This is a genomic window from Duganella hordei (genome assembly GCF_040369125.1).
Taxonomy (GTDB): Bacteria; Pseudomonadota; Gammaproteobacteria; order Burkholderiales; family Burkholderiaceae_D; genus Rugamonas; species Rugamonas hordei.
This window is the reverse complement of sequence record NZ_BPWI01000001.1, coordinates 410,088-424,770: the sequence shown is the minus strand read 5'-3', so window position 1 is coordinate 424,770 and position 14,683 is coordinate 410,088. Positions and strand designations below refer to the sequence as shown.

13 protein-coding genes are annotated in these 14,683 nt (G+C 64.6%); 6 read left to right on the top strand and 7 right to left on the bottom strand.

Annotated features, from left to right (window positions below; translation table 11 throughout):
* Positions 1–6 precede the first annotated feature (6 nt).
* Complete coding sequence (gene gloB, locus ABWW33_RS01805; RefSeq protein WP_353398226.1) at positions 7–813, top strand: hydroxyacylglutathione hydrolase; 807 nt, start codon at positions 7–9, stop codon at positions 811–813.
* 43 nt (positions 814–856) lie between these two features.
* Here the strand turns inward: gloB and aceB are convergent, their stop codons facing one another.
* Positions 857–2,455 (bottom strand): malate synthase A, encoded by a 1,599-nt coding sequence (gene aceB / locus ABWW33_RS01800; protein WP_353398223.1) that lies wholly within the window; start codon positions 2,453–2,455, stop codon positions 857–859.
* A 214-nt stretch (positions 2,456–2,669) separates the two neighbouring features.
* Here aceB and ABWW33_RS01795 point away from each other — a divergent pair, with 214 nt between their 5' ends.
* The gene (locus tag ABWW33_RS01795) at positions 2,670–3,581 is read left to right on the top strand and encodes a LysR family transcriptional regulator (protein ID WP_176650509.1); all 912 of its coding nucleotides are present in this window, start codon (positions 2,670–2,672) and stop codon (positions 3,579–3,581) included.
* Between the two features lie 82 nt (positions 3,582–3,663).
* Here the strand turns inward: ABWW33_RS01795 and ABWW33_RS01790 are convergent, their stop codons facing one another.
* From ABWW33_RS01790 to ABWW33_RS01765, 6 genes are all read right to left on the bottom strand, one after another.
* A complete protein-coding gene (locus ABWW33_RS01790) occupies positions 3,664–3,867 on the bottom strand; it encodes a cold-shock protein (RefSeq protein WP_008448165.1) in 204 nt (67 codons plus the stop codon).
* A gap of 301 nt (positions 3,868–4,168) precedes the next feature.
* Positions 4,169–4,522, bottom strand: a complete 354-nt coding sequence (locus tag ABWW33_RS01785; protein ID WP_176650508.1) for an Hpt domain-containing protein — start codon at positions 4,520–4,522, stop codon at positions 4,169–4,171.
* A 5-nt stretch (positions 4,523–4,527) separates the two neighbouring features.
* Positions 4,528–5,178: a uracil phosphoribosyltransferase gene (upp, locus tag ABWW33_RS01780; protein WP_161009427.1), complete on the bottom strand. Its 651-nt coding sequence runs from the start codon at positions 5,176–5,178 to the stop codon at positions 4,528–4,530.
* 38 nt (positions 5,179–5,216) lie between these two features.
* A complete protein-coding gene (locus ABWW33_RS01775; protein WP_353398217.1) occupies positions 5,217–5,798 on the bottom strand; it encodes a TetR/AcrR family transcriptional regulator in 582 nt (193 codons plus the stop codon).
* Between the two features lie 43 nt (positions 5,799–5,841).
* The gene (locus tag ABWW33_RS01770) at positions 5,842–7,518 is read right to left on the bottom strand and encodes an isovaleryl-CoA dehydrogenase (RefSeq protein WP_353398214.1); all 1,677 of its coding nucleotides are present in this window, start codon (positions 7,516–7,518) and stop codon (positions 5,842–5,844) included.
* Positions 7,515–8,672, bottom strand: a complete 1,158-nt coding sequence (locus ABWW33_RS01765; protein ID WP_353398211.1) for an acyl-CoA dehydrogenase family protein — start codon at positions 8,670–8,672, stop codon at positions 7,515–7,517. The genes ABWW33_RS01770 and ABWW33_RS01765 overlap by 4 nt, the downstream gene beginning before the upstream one ends.
* Positions 8,673–8,781: 109 nt before the next feature.
* On the opposite strand from ABWW33_RS01765, the gene ABWW33_RS01760 reads away from it, so the two are divergent.
* The 4 genes from ABWW33_RS01760 to ABWW33_RS01745 all read left to right on the top strand — a co-directional run bounded on the left by ABWW33_RS01760 (position 8,782) and on the right by ABWW33_RS01745 (position 14,682).
* Positions 8,782–9,984, top strand: a complete 1,203-nt coding sequence (locus ABWW33_RS01760; RefSeq protein WP_353398208.1) for an acetyl-CoA C-acetyltransferase — start codon at positions 8,782–8,784, stop codon at positions 9,982–9,984.
* A gap of 11 nt (positions 9,985–9,995) precedes the next feature.
* On the top strand, positions 9,996–11,285 hold the full coding sequence (locus ABWW33_RS01755; RefSeq protein ID WP_353398205.1) for an enoyl-CoA hydratase-related protein: 1,290 nt from the start codon (positions 9,996–9,998) through the stop codon (positions 11,283–11,285).
* A gap of 164 nt (positions 11,286–11,449) precedes the next feature.
* Positions 11,450–13,174 (top strand): putative bifunctional diguanylate cyclase/phosphodiesterase, encoded by a 1,725-nt coding sequence (locus ABWW33_RS01750; protein WP_176650502.1) that lies wholly within the window; start codon positions 11,450–11,452, stop codon positions 13,172–13,174.
* Entirely contained in the window at positions 13,174–14,682 is a 1,509-nt protein-coding gene (locus ABWW33_RS01745; RefSeq protein ID WP_176651234.1) for an HDOD domain-containing protein, read from the top strand. The genes ABWW33_RS01750 and ABWW33_RS01745 overlap by 1 nt, the downstream gene beginning before the upstream one ends.
* The last annotated feature ends 1 nt before the right edge of the window (position 14,683 follow it).

Here is a 14,683-nt window from a genome sequence, read left to right as displayed (position 1 = left end):
GATCCAATGACCAATTCTTCTACTCAAACTCTCAGTGTTCTTACTGTTCCTGCGTTCCACGACAATTACCTGTGGCTGATACATGATGGTGTCCACGCCGCAGCGGTCGACCCCGGTGATGCCAAGCCTATCCTGGCGGCCCTCAAGGCCAACGGACTCAAGCTCACTGCCATTCTACTCACCCATCACCATGCTGACCATATTGGCGGCGTTCCTGAATTATTACAGCATTATCAGGTTCCCGTTTTCGGTCCGCGCAACGAGAGCATCGCCGCCGTCACGCTGCCGGTCGGCGAAGGCAAACTGATCGACGTGCCCGGCCTGGCGCTGAAGCTGTCGGTGCTCGACGTCCCCGGCCATACGATGGGCCACATCGCCTACCTGCGCGAACGCGCCGACGGTGAGCCGATCTGGCTGTTCTGCGGCGATACGCTGTTCGCCGGCGGCTGCGGACGCCTGTTCGAGGGCACGCCGGCACAGATGATCAGTTCGCTCGGCAAACTGGCCGCGCTGCCGGATGATACCAAGGTATTCTGCGCCCACGAATATACGCTGTCCAATCTGCGCTTCGCGCGCGTGGTGGAGCCCGATAACGTGGCGCTGCAGGAGCGCGTCAAGGTGGAGACCGACAAGCGCGAGCACAACCTGCCCACGGTGCCGAGTACGATAGGTGTCGAAAAAGCCACCAATCCATTCCTGCGCTACCGCGAGCCGGCGATTGCCGAACAATTGGTCAAGGCCGGCAAGCTCGATCGCATCGATACGCCGCTGGCGACCTTCACCGCGCTGCGCTTGTGGAAAAATGACTTCTGATTGAAAAACGGCCCATCGTGAATGATGGGCCGTTGTGTTGCCTTTAGATTTCTTCGTACAGAGGCAAGGTCAGGAACTCCGCGAACGATGCCGAGGTCGACATCTCCTCGAAGATCTGGCCGGCGCGCACGTAGGTCGGGCCCTCGCCGCCCGGCGCGTCGCGCTGCACTTTCGCCAGTTCTTCAGGAATCATCGCGCGCACCATGTCGGCGGTGACCTTGCGGCCGTCTTCCAGCACGCCCTTGTCCGAACGGATCCACTGCCACACTTGCGAACGGCTGATTTCCGCCGTGGCCGCATCTTCCATCAGGTTGTGGATAGGCACGCAACCGTTGCCGGCCAGCCAGCTGCCCAGGTAGTGGATGCCGACGTTGATGTTGTAGCGCAGGCCCGCTTCGGTGATCGGCGCTTCCGGCTTGAAGTCCATCAGCTGCGCGGCCGTCACTTCAACGTCGGGACGCTGCTTGTCGATCTGGTTGGGCTTGTCGCCCAGCACCTTGGTGAACTCGGTCATCGCCAGCTCCACCAGGCCAGGGTGGGCCACCCAGCCGCCGTCGTAGCCGTCGGTCGCGTCGCGCGCCTTGTCGGTGCGCACGCCGCCCATCGCGATATCGTTCTTCTCCGGATCGTTCTTGATCGGGATCAGCGCGGCCATGCCGCCGATCGCCGGCGCGTTGCGCTTGTGGCAGGTCTTCAGCAGCAGCAAGGCGTAGGCGCGCATGAACGGCGCGGTCATCGTCACCTTGGCGCGGTCGGCCAGGCAGAAATCCTTGTCCAGCTTGAACTTCTTGATGCACGAGAAGATGTAGTCCCAACGGCCGGCGTTCAGGCCCGAGCTGTGTTCGCGCAGTTCGTACAGGATCTCGTCCATCTCGAACGCGGCCAGGATGGTTTCGATCAGCACGGTGGCCTTGATCGTGCCCTGCGGCAGGCCCAGTTCGTTTTGCGTCATCACGAAGACGTCGTTCCACAGGCGCGCTTCCTGGTGCGACTCCATCTTCGGCAGGTAGAAGTATGGGCCGGCGCCGCGCGCCAGCTGTTCCTTGGCGTTGTGGAACATGAACAGCGCGAAGTCGAAGATGCCGCCCGAGATGCGCTTGCCGTCGACCAGCACGTGCTTTTCATCCAGGTGCCAGCCGCGCGGACGCACGACCAGCGTGGCGATCTTGTCGTTCAGCTTGTAGGACTTGCCGTTCTGTTCCAGCGAAATGGTGCGGCGCACGGCGTCGAACATATTGATCTGGCCGGTGATCTGGTTGTCCCAGTTCGGCGTGTTCGAATCTTCGAAGTCGGTCATGTAGCTGTCGGCGCCCGAGTTGAAGGCGTTGATGACCATCTTGCGCTCGACCGGGCCGGTGATTTCCACGCGGCGGCATTCCAGCGCCTTCGGAATCGGCGCGATCTTCCAGTCGCCGGCGCGGATGTGCGCGGTTTCCGGCAGGAAGTCGGGACGCTCGCCGGCGTCCAGGCGCTTGGCGCGCTCGACGCGCACGGCCAGCAATTGTTGACGGCGCGCTTCAAATTCGCGGGTCAGCTTGACCACCAGCGACAATGCCTCGGTGGTCAGGATGTTTTCGTAGCCAGGCTTGATCTCGCCTGTGATTTCCATGCCTGCCGGCAGAGTGATGGTGGACTGCGTCATGAGGTATCTCCGAAAAAAATATTAACTGCCAGATCATTAACTACCAGATCAAATTATAAGCACTGCCCATCATGTTGCACGCCGAATCTTTTAGTGTGACGACTCGGTTACGCCTTGATATGTTTTACAGTATATTCACTAATAAGTTATGCAAACGAGACTAAAAATCACATCATCTATGCGTTTTTATCACAAATAACGGGTCAGGCACCACATGGGTCAGTTCAGACAGATATCCACCTTCGTCGAGGTCGTTTCAAAAGGCAGCCTGTCGGCCGCCGCTAGGGCCGAAGGCATCGCGCCGGCCATGATAGGCCGGCGGCTGGACGCGCTGGAGAGCCGCCTGGGCGTCAAGCTGCTGCAACGCACCACGCGCAAGCTGGCGCTGACCAACGAGGGCGCGGCCTTCCTGGAGGATTGCCAGCGCATCCTGGCGGAACTGGAGGAAGCGGAAACCGCCGTGGCCGAACGTAGCGCGCACGCGACAGGTCACCTGATGATTTCCGCGCCGGCCGGCTTCGGCCGCCAGCACGTGGCGCCGCTGATCCCGTCTTTCCTGTCCGAGCACCGCGACGTCAGCGTCACGCTGAACATGAGCGACCGCGTGGTGGACATCGTCGGCGAAGGCATCGACGTGGCAATCCGCATCGCCAGCCTGTCCGATTCCAACCTGGTCAGCGTCAAGCTGGCCGACAACGAACGGGTGGTGGTGGCGGCGCCCTCCTACCTCAAGCGCCACGGCGAGCCGAAAACCCTGGCCGACCTGTCCAAGCACAACTGCCTGGCGATCAGCAGCGAAGGCAGCCAGCGCGGCTGGACCTTCCGCGAGAACGGCAAGAACCTGGTGCTGAAGGTCAACGGCAACATGGCCAGCAACGACGGCCAGGTGCTGCACGACTGGGCGCTGGCCGGCAAGGGCCTGGCGTGGCGTTCGATGTGGGAAGTGGGCAACGAGATCGAGGCGGGCAAGCTGCAGACCGTGCTCAACGAACACTCGGCGCCGGGCAACGATATCTACGCGGTGTTTGCGCAGCGCCGGCATTTGCCGCTGCGGATACGCGCTTTTGTGGATTTCCTGCGGCACACTTATGCGCAGCCGGACTATTGGCGCAAGACGGGGAAATGAGCGAAGGGAAACAATTACAAAAACGCAGGCGAAAAAAAATCCTCGGATACCGAGGATTTCTTATTTCGTTTGATTCAGCGTATTACAGTGGCTGAATGTTCGAAGCTTGCTTGCCCTTAGGACCAGCGGTCACTTCAAAAGAAACGCGTTGGTTCTCTTGCAGCGACTTGAAGCCTGCGGACTGAATCGCCGAGAAGTGAGCGAACAGATCTTCGCCGCCTTCGTCAGGGGTGATAAAGCCGAAGCCCTTCGAATCATTGAACCATTTTACGATACCAGTTGCCATTACAATTCCTATTTCAGTTAAGTTGGGCTTGCGCCCGTGATATCGTTTGAGGCAAGAAAGAAATGACAGACAAACTGCACTACTCTTGAATCTAAACGATCCCGCATTATACCCATTTACGAGAGAAAAGCACGTCTTCGCGAAAATAAATGCAAAGACAGGCTTTTTTTGTTAGAAAACCTTGGCTACAGATGACTTTCTGTAGCTTAAGACTCCCCGTCAAGCCTCTCGTCGGTCAGGGTGTGAATGTCACTATAGACAACTAAATGATAGCGGGTTTGAGCTGGATCAAGCGCACGCCTTACTCGTAAGTCGTGGAACGCGGATCTTTGGCGGCCCAGCGCAGGAATTGCTCTACTTCCGGTATCACGGCCGGCCATCCGGAATGCTCGGATAAAACAACACGCAGCATCTGCTCGATGCGCCGCGCCTGCTGCCCCAGCATGCCGAAACCGAAGGTGCCGGCCGATCCCGCCACGCCGTGCAGCAGCTCATGCAGCCGATGCAGCGCGGCATCCGGCGGCAGGTCGCCGCCGGCCCTGCATTCGGCGAAGGCCTGGCCGATCTTTTCCATCGTCGCAGGGACGGTGGCGGCGAACTTGTCGTTGAGCGCCGCCAGGCGCGCGCGGAATTCCGGATCGGCAGGCGTGGCCATGGCGGTTACTTGGTGCCGAAGATGCGGTCGCCGGCATCGCCCAGGCCAGGCACGATGTAGGCGTGGTCGTTCAGGTGCGAATCCAGCGAGGCGCAGTAGATCTTCACGCCCGGATGCGATTTCTGGAACACCTCGATGCCTTCCGGCGCCGCCACCAGGGCCAGGAAGATGATCTGATCGTCGGTGACGCCGCGCTTTTTCAGCACGTCCACCGCGTGCACGGCCGAATTGCCGGTCGCCACCATCGGATCGCACAGGATGAAGGTGCGCTCAACCGTGTCCGGCAGGCGCACCAGGTATTCCACCGGCTGGTGGGTTTCCGGATCGCGGAACACTCCGATATGGCCGACGCGGGCCGACGGCACCAGGTCCAGCAGGCCGTCGCTCATGCCGATGCCGGCGCGCAGGATGGGAACGATGGCCAGTTTGCGGCCGGCGATGACCGGCGCGTCGATGGTCATCAGCGGAGTTTCGATGGTGCGGGTGGTCAGCGGCAGGTCGCGGGTGATCTCGTAACCCATCAGCAGCGTGATTTCCTTGAGCAGGTCGCGGAACGTGCGGGTCGACGTATCCTTGGCGCGCATGTGACTCAATTTGTGTTGAATCAGCGGGTGGTCTGTGATGAACAGGTTGGGAAAGCGCGGATCTTGTTTCATTGTTTGCTCTTTTTGGACGGTATGTGCTTTTTATTATACTAGGCCTCCGGGCCTAAAAACATGGCGACGGCCTCCGCCGCTATCTGGTCCAGGTCCGATCCCTGCCCCGGTTTGTACCACAGCACGCTGTAGTTGATGGCGCCCATCAACAGCAGCCGGGCGACGGCGCTGTCGCTGCGCAGCAGGCCGGCGCCGGACAATTCGTTGACCACGTCCTGCCACAGCTGGTCGTAGCGGTCGCGCAGCACCTGCACGCGCGCGCGCAGCTCCGGCGTCAGCCGGCGCCAGTCGTACAGCAGCACGGGGATGAAGTCGTGGCCTTCGCCGAGCACGATCTCCAGATGCGCCCGCACCAGCGCCTGGAACTTGGCGCCCGGCGGCAGGCTGGCGGCGACGATTTGCTCGGCGGCCGGCAGGCCCGCCACCAGGCCCTCCTCCATCACCGCGGCCAGGATTTCCTGCTTGCTCTTGAAGTGATAAAACGGACTGCCGGAGCGCATGCCGACGGCGTCGGCGATATCGCGCGTGGTGGTGCCGTCGAAGCCGTTCTCGCGGAACAGACGCGCGGCCACGCGCACCAGGTCGGCGCGGCGGTTGTCGACAGGGACTGTGTTCGTCATGGATACCTTGTGCTCAGTTATTCAACCCGCTTATTCGATCCGCTTATTCAACCAGCGCCCGCGCCAGGATCGCCGCGCAATCGACGCCGGCCGGCAGCCGGCCGAACGCCCCGCCCGGCTCGCGCGCCAGCCGCGACGCCACAAACGCCGACGACACATACGACGGCGCATGCCGCAGCAGCAAACCGGCCTGCACCGCCAGCACCACCCGCTCGGCCAGCACCCGCGCGCCGAACTCGTCGGACTGCGGCTGGCTCAGATCGGCCAGCAGCGCTTGCGTGGTGCGGACGTAGTCGGCGTCGGACTCGCCGGCCAATGCGAGCTCTGCGGCCAAAGCCTCGCGCGCGGCAGGAGTTTTGCCGAAGGCGCGCAACAAGTCAAGGCACATGACGTTGCCCGAACCCTCCCAGATCGAATTGACCGGCAGTTCGCGGTACAGCCGCGCCAGCGGGCCGTCCTCGACATAGCCGCTGCCGCCGATGACCTCCATCGCCTCGGCGCCGAAGGCTGGCCCGCGCTTGCAGATCCAGTATTTGCCGGCCGGCGTCAGGATGCGGCCCAGCAGCGCCTGCGCCGGGTCGCCGCCCTGGTCGAAGCAGCGCGCCAGCCGCATGCCGAACGCGGTGGCCGCCTCCGATTCCAGCGCCAGGTCGGCCAGCACGTTCCGCATCAGCGGCTGCTCGGACAGCGGCCGGCCGAACGCCGACCGGCCGCGCGCGTGATGCAGGGCGTGCGTCAGCGCGGCGCGCATGGTGCCTGCGCTGCCCAGCACGCAATCGAGCCGGGTGTGGCTGCCCATCTCCAGGATGGTCGGGATGCCGCGCCCCGGCTTGCCGATCAGCCAGCCGTAGGCGCCGGTGAACTCGACTTCCGACGACGCGTTCGAGCGGTTGCCCAGCTTGTCCTTGAGCCGCTGCACGCGGATCTGGTTGCGGCTGCCGTCGGGCAGGTAGCGCGGCAGGAAGAAACACGACAGGCCGGCGCTGCCGCCATCGTCGGTCTGCGCCAGGATCAGGTGGGCGTCGCTCTGCGGTGCGGAAAAGAACCATTTGTGGCCGACGATGCGGTACACGTCCTCGCCCTCGTCGCCGAACAGCGCGCGCGCATCGGACGGCAGCAGCGGTTCGGCACGGGTGGTGTTGGAGCGTACGTCGGAACCGCCCTGCTTCTCCGTCATGCCCATGCCGATGATGGCGCCGCACTTTTGCTCGACCGGCAGCGAACGCGGATCGTATTGCGACGACAGTATCTTCGGCAGCCATTTGGCGGCGATCTTAGGCGCCTGCTTCAGCGCCGGCACCGACGCGTAGGTCATCGTGACCGGGCATTGCGAGCCATTTTCCAGCTGGCCGAACAGCATGTAGCGCGCGGCCCGCGCCACCTGCGCGCCCGGCTGGCCCGACCACGGCGACGCGGCCGCGCCGTTCTCGATCAGCAGCGTCATCAGCGCATGCCAGGCCGGGTGGAATTCCACCTCGTCGATGCGCTGGCCGCCGCGGTCGAAGTTGTGCAGCTTCGGCGTGTGCAGATTGGCCAGCCGCGCCAGGTCCAGCGTCTCCGCACGGCCCAGTTCGGCGCCCAGCGCGTGCAGCGATTCCGCGGCGGCCGCGCCGCCTTCGCGCAGCAACGCTTCCTGCAGGGCGGGATCGGCGGCATACAGATTGACGTTCTCGAACGGCGCGACCGTGTTGCTGACCTCATGCGTATCAAACGTATTCATTGCTTCTCCTTTTTCGGCAGGATGCCCATTTGCTTGGCGATGATGCCCAGCATGACCTCGTCCGCGCCGCCGGCGATGGAGGTCAGCCGGCCGTCGCGGAACAGGCGCGCCACGCGGTTGTCCCAGCTGTAGCCCATGCCGCCCCAGAACTGCATGCAGGCGTCGGGCACCAGCCGCAGCAGCCGGCCCGCCTTCAGCTTGCACATCGAGGCCAGCTCCGTCACGTCCTGCCCGCTAATATATAGCTGTCCGGCCCGGTAGGTCAGCGCGCGCAGGCTCTCCACTTCCGTCTTCAATTCCGCCAGCTTGAAATACACATGCTGATTATCCAGCAGCCGGCCGCCGAACATCGCACGATCGCGCGCCCATTCCACCGTCAGGTTGATGCAGTTCTCCAGGCTCTGCACCGCGTTGGCGGCGGCCCACAGCCGCTCCTCCTGGAACTGCAGCATCTGGTAGACGAAGCCCTGCCCCTCCTCGCCGATGGCGTGGCGTTGCGGCACGCGCACCTCGTCGAAATAGATCAGGCCGGTATCGGACGCGTTCATGCCGATCTTGCGGATCTTCTTGCCGGTTGAAACGCCGGGCGTGTTCATCGGCACCATCACCAGCGTCTTGTTCTTGTGCGCCGGTCCGTCCGAGGTATTGACCAGCACGCACATCCAGTCCGCCTGCAGGCTGTTGGTGATCCACATCTTGCTGCCGTTGATGATGTAGTCGCCGCCATCCTTGCGCGCGTGGGTCTTGATGGCCGCCACGTCCGAGCCGGCATGGGCCTCCGACACGCCAACGCAGCCCACCATCTCGCCGCTGATGGCCGGCGCCAGGAATTCGCGCCGCAGCGCGTCCGAGCCGAACCGCGCCAGCGCCGGCGTGCACATGTCGGTCTGCACGCCGATCGCCATCGGGATCGCGCCGCAATCGACGTGGCCCAAGGTCTCGGCCATCGCCATCGAATACGAATAATCGAGGCCGAGGCCGCCGAATTCGGGCGGCTTGGTGAGTCCGAGCAAACCGAGGTCGCCCATTTTGCGGAACAATGCATGGGCGGGGAAGTTTGCCTCCTCCCACTCATCGACATGGGGATTGATTTCCGTCTCGATGAAGCGCTTGAGAGTGCGCTGTAATTCCTGATGTTCGTGGCTGTCAAACATGCCGGCCCCTTATTTTAGGGGACCAGACTAGCGCAAATAACAACACGAAGCAAGCAGTTGCTTTGTTGGCCATCGCGTTCTATGATGGTCGTCTAGACAAGGAGTATCCATGACCGAAGCCTATGTGTACGAGGCCATCCGCACGCCGCGCGGCAAGGGCAAGAAAGACGGCAGCCTGCACAGCGTCAAGCCGATCACGCTGCTGTCGGGCCTGATGCAGGAGCTGCAACACCGCCACAAGCTCGACACCGCGCTGATCGACGACGTCGTGCTTGGCTGCGTGACGCCGGTCGGCGACCAGGGCGCCGACATCGCCAAGACCGCCGCGCTGGCCGCCGGCTGGGACTGGAAGGTGGCCGGCGTGCAACTGAACCGCTTTTGCGCCTCCGGCCTGGAGGCGATCAACCTGGCCGCGCAGAAAGTGCGTTCCGGCTGGGAAGACCTGGTGGTGGCCGGCGGCGTCGAATCGATGTCGCGCGTGCCCATGGGCTCGGACGGCGGCGCCTGGGCGCTGGATCCGGAAACCAGCTTGCGCACCGATTTCTTGCCGCAAGGCATAGGCGCCGACCTGATCGCCATGCTGGACGGCTACAGCCGCGAGCAGGTCGACGCCTACGCCATGCGCTCGCAGCTGAAGGCCGCCGCCGCGCGGGCCGCCGGCCGCTTCCGCTCGGTGGTGCCGGTGCGCGACCAGAACGGCGTGCTGATCCTGGCCGAGGACGAATTCATCAAGCCGAACACCACCGTCGAGGCGCTGGGCGGCCTGAAGCCGTCGTTCGAGGCGGCCGGCAGGATGGGCTTCGACGCGCTGGCGCTGCGCAAATATCCCCAGCTCGAGCGCGTCGACCATATCCATACCGCCGGCAACTCCTCCGGCATTGTGGACGGCGCGGCACTGGCGCTGATCGGCAGCAAGGCCGCCGGCAGCCGGCTGGGCCTGCGGCCGCGCGCGCGCGTGCTGGCCACCGCCGTCACCGGCACCGACCCGACCATCATGCTGACCGGTCCCGCGCCGGCGGCCCGCAAGGCGCTGCTCAAGGCCGGGCTGGAGATCAAGGACATCGACCTGTTCGAGGTCAACGAGGCGTTTGCCTCGGTGGTCATGCGCTTCATGAGCGAGCTGGGCGTGCCGGAGGAAAAGGTCAACGTCAACGGCGGCGCCATCGCGCTCGGCCATCCGCTGGGCGCCACCGGCTGCATGCTGCTCGGCACCCTGCTGGACGAACTGGAGGCGCGCGACCTCAGGCGCGGCCTGGTCACCCTGTGCGTGGGCGGCGGCATGGGCATCGCCACCATCATCGAACGCGTTTGAATGGAATGAGCATGATCACCACACATCAAAACGGCGGCACCATCACCGTCATGCTGGCTGCGCGCGCCATCAACCCGCTGAGCCGACTGTTCCAGCGCGAACTGGGCGCGCTGATCGACAAGCTGGAGGCGCAGCGCACCCAGCTGCACGGCGTCATCATCGGCTTCCATTCCGAGGCGGCCGACGCCGACCACGAGCTGGAACACCTGATGGCGCTGACCACCGCCCAGGCCGGCGACTGCATGCACATGCTGGGCGCCTACAACGCCCTGCTGCGCCGGCTGGAAACCCTGGGCATACCGGTGATCGCCACGCTGAGCGGAGCGGTCACCGGTCATGCGCTGGGGCTGGCGCTGGCCTGCCATCGCCGCATCAGCCTGGAAGAAGCGACTTTCAGCCTGCCGCAGGTGCACCTGGGCATGACGCCGGTGGCCGGCGAGATCGCCCGCGCCGCGCGCCTGGCCGGGCTGCAGGCCGCCATGCCGCTGTTGCTGGAGGGAGCGACGCTGAGCGCCGGCCAGACGCAAAAAGCCGGCCTGCTGCACGCGGTGGCCGGCGACGAGGAACACATGGCGGAACTGGTCCACCACGCGCTGGAGGCCGATATGCCGGCGCTGCAGCCGTGGGATGCTAAAGCCTGGCGCCTGCCCGGCGGCGAGCTCGATTCGGCGCCGGTGCTGGCCCTGCTGCAGGTGGCGCCGGCCATGCTGCGCGAGCGCACCGGCGGCCACGCGCCCGCGCCGGAAGCCATTCTGTGCGCGATGGTGGAAGGCCTGCAAGTCGATTTCGACACCGCGTTGCTGATCGAGAGCCGCTATTTCTGCCAGACCGCGATCAGCCCGGTGGCGCGCAACCTGATGCGCTTGAGCCAGATCAGGTGCGACCTGGCGTCGCCAACGGCGGCAGCGTTTGCCGCCACGCTGCGGCGGACATACGCCGGCCAGACCGATGCGCTGCGCGCCGAAGGCGTGTCCGAGACGCTGCTGCGCAACGCCGCGCGCGCCGCCGGCCTGCCCCCGCCACCCGCCGCCAGCCCCGCGGCGGCGCCGAACGCCGACGCCCCCGCCCCGGCGCTAACGTTCGACGACATCCGCGACCGGCTGCTGTACGCGCTGGCCAATGCGACGCACGCCGCTGTCGACGCCGGCGACGTCGACAGCGACGAGGCCGACCTGGTGTCGGTGCGCCTGTGCGGTTTTCCGGCACATACCGGGGGCGCCGCGCATTTTGTCGAATATGTCGGAAAAGACAGCTTTGTAAAGCGCTCCGCAGCCCTCAAAATGCCCCCTTTTTTGCTATGAAATGCCGTTTTTCGGCCCAAGCTTGGAGAATTCTTTAAAAGTCGCAAGGATGTTGTCTTTTTTCATGTAATTTCACTCTCATCAGTGATACATTGCGTTCTGGTTTTGCAAGATTCGAGCAGCCCAATTGTTACATGCTTAAATTGAAAGATTAGATCCTCGCGATGTTTTCCAGTATTCCAGACCAGCCTCACCGTTACGATGTGGATAACCTCCTGGAGGAGGCTGGCGATGTTGTGTTCCGCCTGAATCTGCTGGGGCAAGTGCTGTTCGCCAGCAAACGGGCCATCGCGCTGATCTCCAGCCAGCATCCGCTGACCAGCGGGCTGCTGGCCACTCTGCTGTCCGAGGGCGACCAGGCGCCGCTGGCGGCCGTGCTGGCCGAAGTGCACGAGTCGGGCGGCACGCGCCTGCTGGAAGTACGCATCAAGACTCCGGATGCCGAAGTCTGGCACGAACTGCGCGTGGCCTGCTACGCCAATCCCGCCGGCGCCGCCGAACTGCTGATCGTCGGCCGCGACATGACCCAGCAGCACACCACCGAGGAACGGCTGCGCCACATGGCCACCCACGACGCGCTGACCGAGCTGCCGAACCGGCTGCTGCTGTCGGACCGCATGCGCATGGTGATCGCCAACGCGCGCCGCTCGGGCCAGGGCTTCTCCGTGGCCACCATCGGCCTGGACGGCTTCAAGAAAGTCAACGACGGCCTCGGCCATCCGGTCGGCGACGCCGTGCTGCGCACGGCCGCCGCCCGCCTGCGCAAGACGCTGCGCGACAGCGACACCCTGGCTCGCGTGGGCGGCGACGAATTTGTCGCGGTCCTGCCTGGAACCGCTACCGACGCCCAGATCAAGCTGGTCACCGGCCGCCTGATCGCCACCTTGCAGTCGCCGTTTGAAATCGACAGCCACACGATCTACGTCGGCGCCTCGGTCGGCGTCTCGGTCTACCCGCAGCACGCCGAGGACGAGGTGCGCCTGGTGGCGCTGGCCGACGCCGCCATGTCGCGCGCCAAGGAAACCGGCAAGGCGCGCTGCGTGGTCTACAGCCAGTCGCAGTCCGGCCCGCCCGAGCACGACATCTCGCTGGAGGCGGCCATGTTCCAGGCCGTGCGCGAGGGCGAGTTCCTGCTGTACTACCAGCCCATCGTCGACGCCAGGACGCGCGAGATCCAGGGCTTCGAAACGCTGATGCGCTGGAAGCATCCGACCCTGGGCATGGTGCCGCCGGCCCGCTTCATCCCGATCGCCGAGACCAACGGCCTGATCAACCTGCTGGGGGCGTGGGCGCTGAAGGCCGCCTGCGTGCAGCTCAAGCAGTTCGAGGAGGTGGCAAAGCGCAGCCTGTACATCTCTGTTAATATCAGCCCGCGGCAATTCCGCAACGATAAATTTCTCGACGTGCTGGACGACGCGATCGCCTTCTCCGGCCTACTTGGTGAGCAATTGGTATTGGAAATCACAGAAGGCACACTGATGATCGATCCGGCGCATGCCGAGTCCCTGCTGACCAAGATGGCCGAGCGCAACGCCCGCATCGCCATCGACGATTTCGGCACCGGCTACTCGTCGCTGGCCTACCTGAAGCGCTTCCCGATTTCCGTGCTCAAGATCGACCGCACCTTCATCCGCGACCTGCCCGATTCGCAAAAGGACGGCGCCATCTGCAACGCCGTGCTGGACCTGGCCAAGCACCTGGACCTGTCCGTCGTGGCCGAGGGCGTCGAGACCGAGGAGCAGCTGCAATACCTGGACCAGCGCGGCTGCCAGTACATCCAGGGTTATCTCACCGGCAAGCCGATGGCGGCCAATGTCGCCATGGCGGCGCTCAAGGAAAGCATCCACGTCAAAGTGGTGCCAGCCGAACTGCGACAGGTGGCGCAATGATGCAAGCCGCTTTCGAGACCAGCTCGCCGCTGGGCGGACAGACGCTGTCCCAGTTGTGGGATTGCACGCGCCGCCGCGGCGACATGCCGGGCTTCGCCAAGGCCATCACCGCCATCCTCGGCGCCATGCGCGGCGAGGACGAGCAGGAATTCAACATGACCCGCACCGTGCTGTCCGATCCGGTGCTGACGCAAAAAGTGCTGCGGCTGGCCAACAGCGGCATGTATTCGGCCTTCGGCCAGCATGTGAACACGGTGTCGAAGGCGGTGCTGGTGCTGGGCACCGAGGCCATCGGCCACCTGGCGCTGGGCCTGAAACTGATCGAGGAACTGGCCGCCGACTCGAACGACGCCACCATCGCCCACGTTGAAATGGAAAAGGCCGTGCTGGCCGGCATCGTCGCGCAGCAGATCGCCTACACCGCCGAAAGCCGCCACGGCGAGGAAGCCGTGGTGTGCTCGATGCTGCACACGCTGGGCCGCATGATGCTGACCTTTTACATGCCCGAGCGCTGGACCGAGCTGCAACGCATGGCCGACGACGCCGGCCGCCGCGTCGAGGACCTGGCGCCGGAGTCGCTGGGCCTGAGCCTGGAGGAAGTCGGCCACGCGGCCGCGCTGCACTGGGGCCTGCCGCACAGCCTGATCTCCGGCATGCGCCACCTGCCGCCGCCGGAGCCGGGCGCCGAAGTCAGCGCGTCGGACTGGATCGCCGGCCTGTCGACGATGTCGGCGCTGTGCGCCGAATCGCTGTGGCATGACGACGCCGCCGGCGCCGAGGCGGTCAAGGCGCTGACCGAGTCCTACGCCGGCATGCTGGGCGTGGAGCCGGGCAACCTGATGCACGCCATCGAGCAGGCCAAGGTGGTGGCCGCCAACGACCTGACCATCGCCCCGCTGTCGCGCCCGGCCGAACGGCGCGCCAAGGCGCTGGCCAAGACGCGCCAGCGCGCGGCCGGCAACAAGATCCTGCTCAGCGGCCTGGCCGACATGCGCGACGTGCTCGACTCGGCCAGCCCCGGCCAGATGGTGCAGATCGCGCTGGAGACGGTCTACAAGGGCCTGGATTTCTCGCGCGCTGTGGCCTTCGTGCGCAACCGCAAGGAAAACCAGTACGCGGCCAAGATCAGCTTTGGCGACGGCACGCGGGAATTGCTGCCGGCGATGACCTTCGACGACGCCTACGAGCCGAACGTGTTCCATGCCGCGCTCAACAGCGACCGCGTGATCTTCATCGAGAACGCCCGCGACGCCAAGTTTGCCGCCAAGCTGCCGCTGTGGTGGAAGAGCTCGCTATCCGAGGCGCGCAGCTTCGTCATCCTGCCGCTGTCGTCGAACGGCCAGCCGGCCGGCTTCCTGTACGGCGACTGGGACGATTCCTTCCCGCCCATCCAGCTCAGCCAGACCGAGTTCTCGCTGCTCAACGACATGCGCGCCATCGTGGTGCGCTCGGTCGAGCGCCGCCACCAGACCGAGGTCGGAAGCAAGGCGGTGGCCAGCCGGGGCTAGC

What these genes read in the sequence shown, in the direction of transcription:
- gloB (WP_353398226.1), top strand. Translation starts at nt 7, where the DNA reads ATGACCAATTCTTCTACTCAAACTCTCAGTGTTCTTACTGTTCCTGCG.
- aceB (WP_353398223.1), bottom strand. Translation starts at nt 2,455, where the DNA reads ATGACGCAGTCCACCATCACTCTGCCGGCAGGCATGGAAATCACAGGC.
- ABWW33_RS01795 (WP_176650509.1), top strand. Translation starts at nt 2,670, where the DNA reads ATGGGTCAGTTCAGACAGATATCCACCTTCGTCGAGGTCGTTTCAAAA.
- ABWW33_RS01790 (WP_008448165.1), bottom strand. Translation starts at nt 3,867, where the DNA reads ATGGCAACTGGTATCGTAAAATGGTTCAATGATTCGAAGGGCTTCGGC.
- ABWW33_RS01785 (WP_176650508.1), bottom strand. Translation starts at nt 4,522, where the DNA reads ATGGCCACGCCTGCCGATCCGGAATTCCGCGCGCGCCTGGCGGCGCTC.
- upp (WP_161009427.1), bottom strand. Translation starts at nt 5,178, where the DNA reads ATGAAACAAGATCCGCGCTTTCCCAACCTGTTCATCACAGACCACCCG.
- ABWW33_RS01775 (WP_353398217.1), bottom strand. Translation starts at nt 5,798, where the DNA reads ATGACGAACACAGTCCCTGTCGACAACCGCCGCGCCGACCTGGTGCGC.
- ABWW33_RS01770 (WP_353398214.1), bottom strand. Translation starts at nt 7,518, where the DNA reads ATGAATACGTTTGATACGCATGAGGTCAGCAACACGGTCGCGCCGTTC.
- ABWW33_RS01765 (WP_353398211.1), bottom strand. Translation starts at nt 8,672, where the DNA reads ATGTTTGACAGCCACGAACATCAGGAATTACAGCGCACTCTCAAGCGC.
- ABWW33_RS01760 (WP_353398208.1), top strand. Translation starts at nt 8,782, where the DNA reads ATGACCGAAGCCTATGTGTACGAGGCCATCCGCACGCCGCGCGGCAAG.
- ABWW33_RS01755 (WP_353398205.1), top strand. Translation starts at nt 9,996, where the DNA reads ATGATCACCACACATCAAAACGGCGGCACCATCACCGTCATGCTGGCT.
- ABWW33_RS01750 (WP_176650502.1), top strand. Translation starts at nt 11,450, where the DNA reads ATGTTTTCCAGTATTCCAGACCAGCCTCACCGTTACGATGTGGATAAC.
- ABWW33_RS01745 (WP_176651234.1), top strand. Translation starts at nt 13,174, where the DNA reads ATGCAAGCCGCTTTCGAGACCAGCTCGCCGCTGGGCGGACAGACGCTG.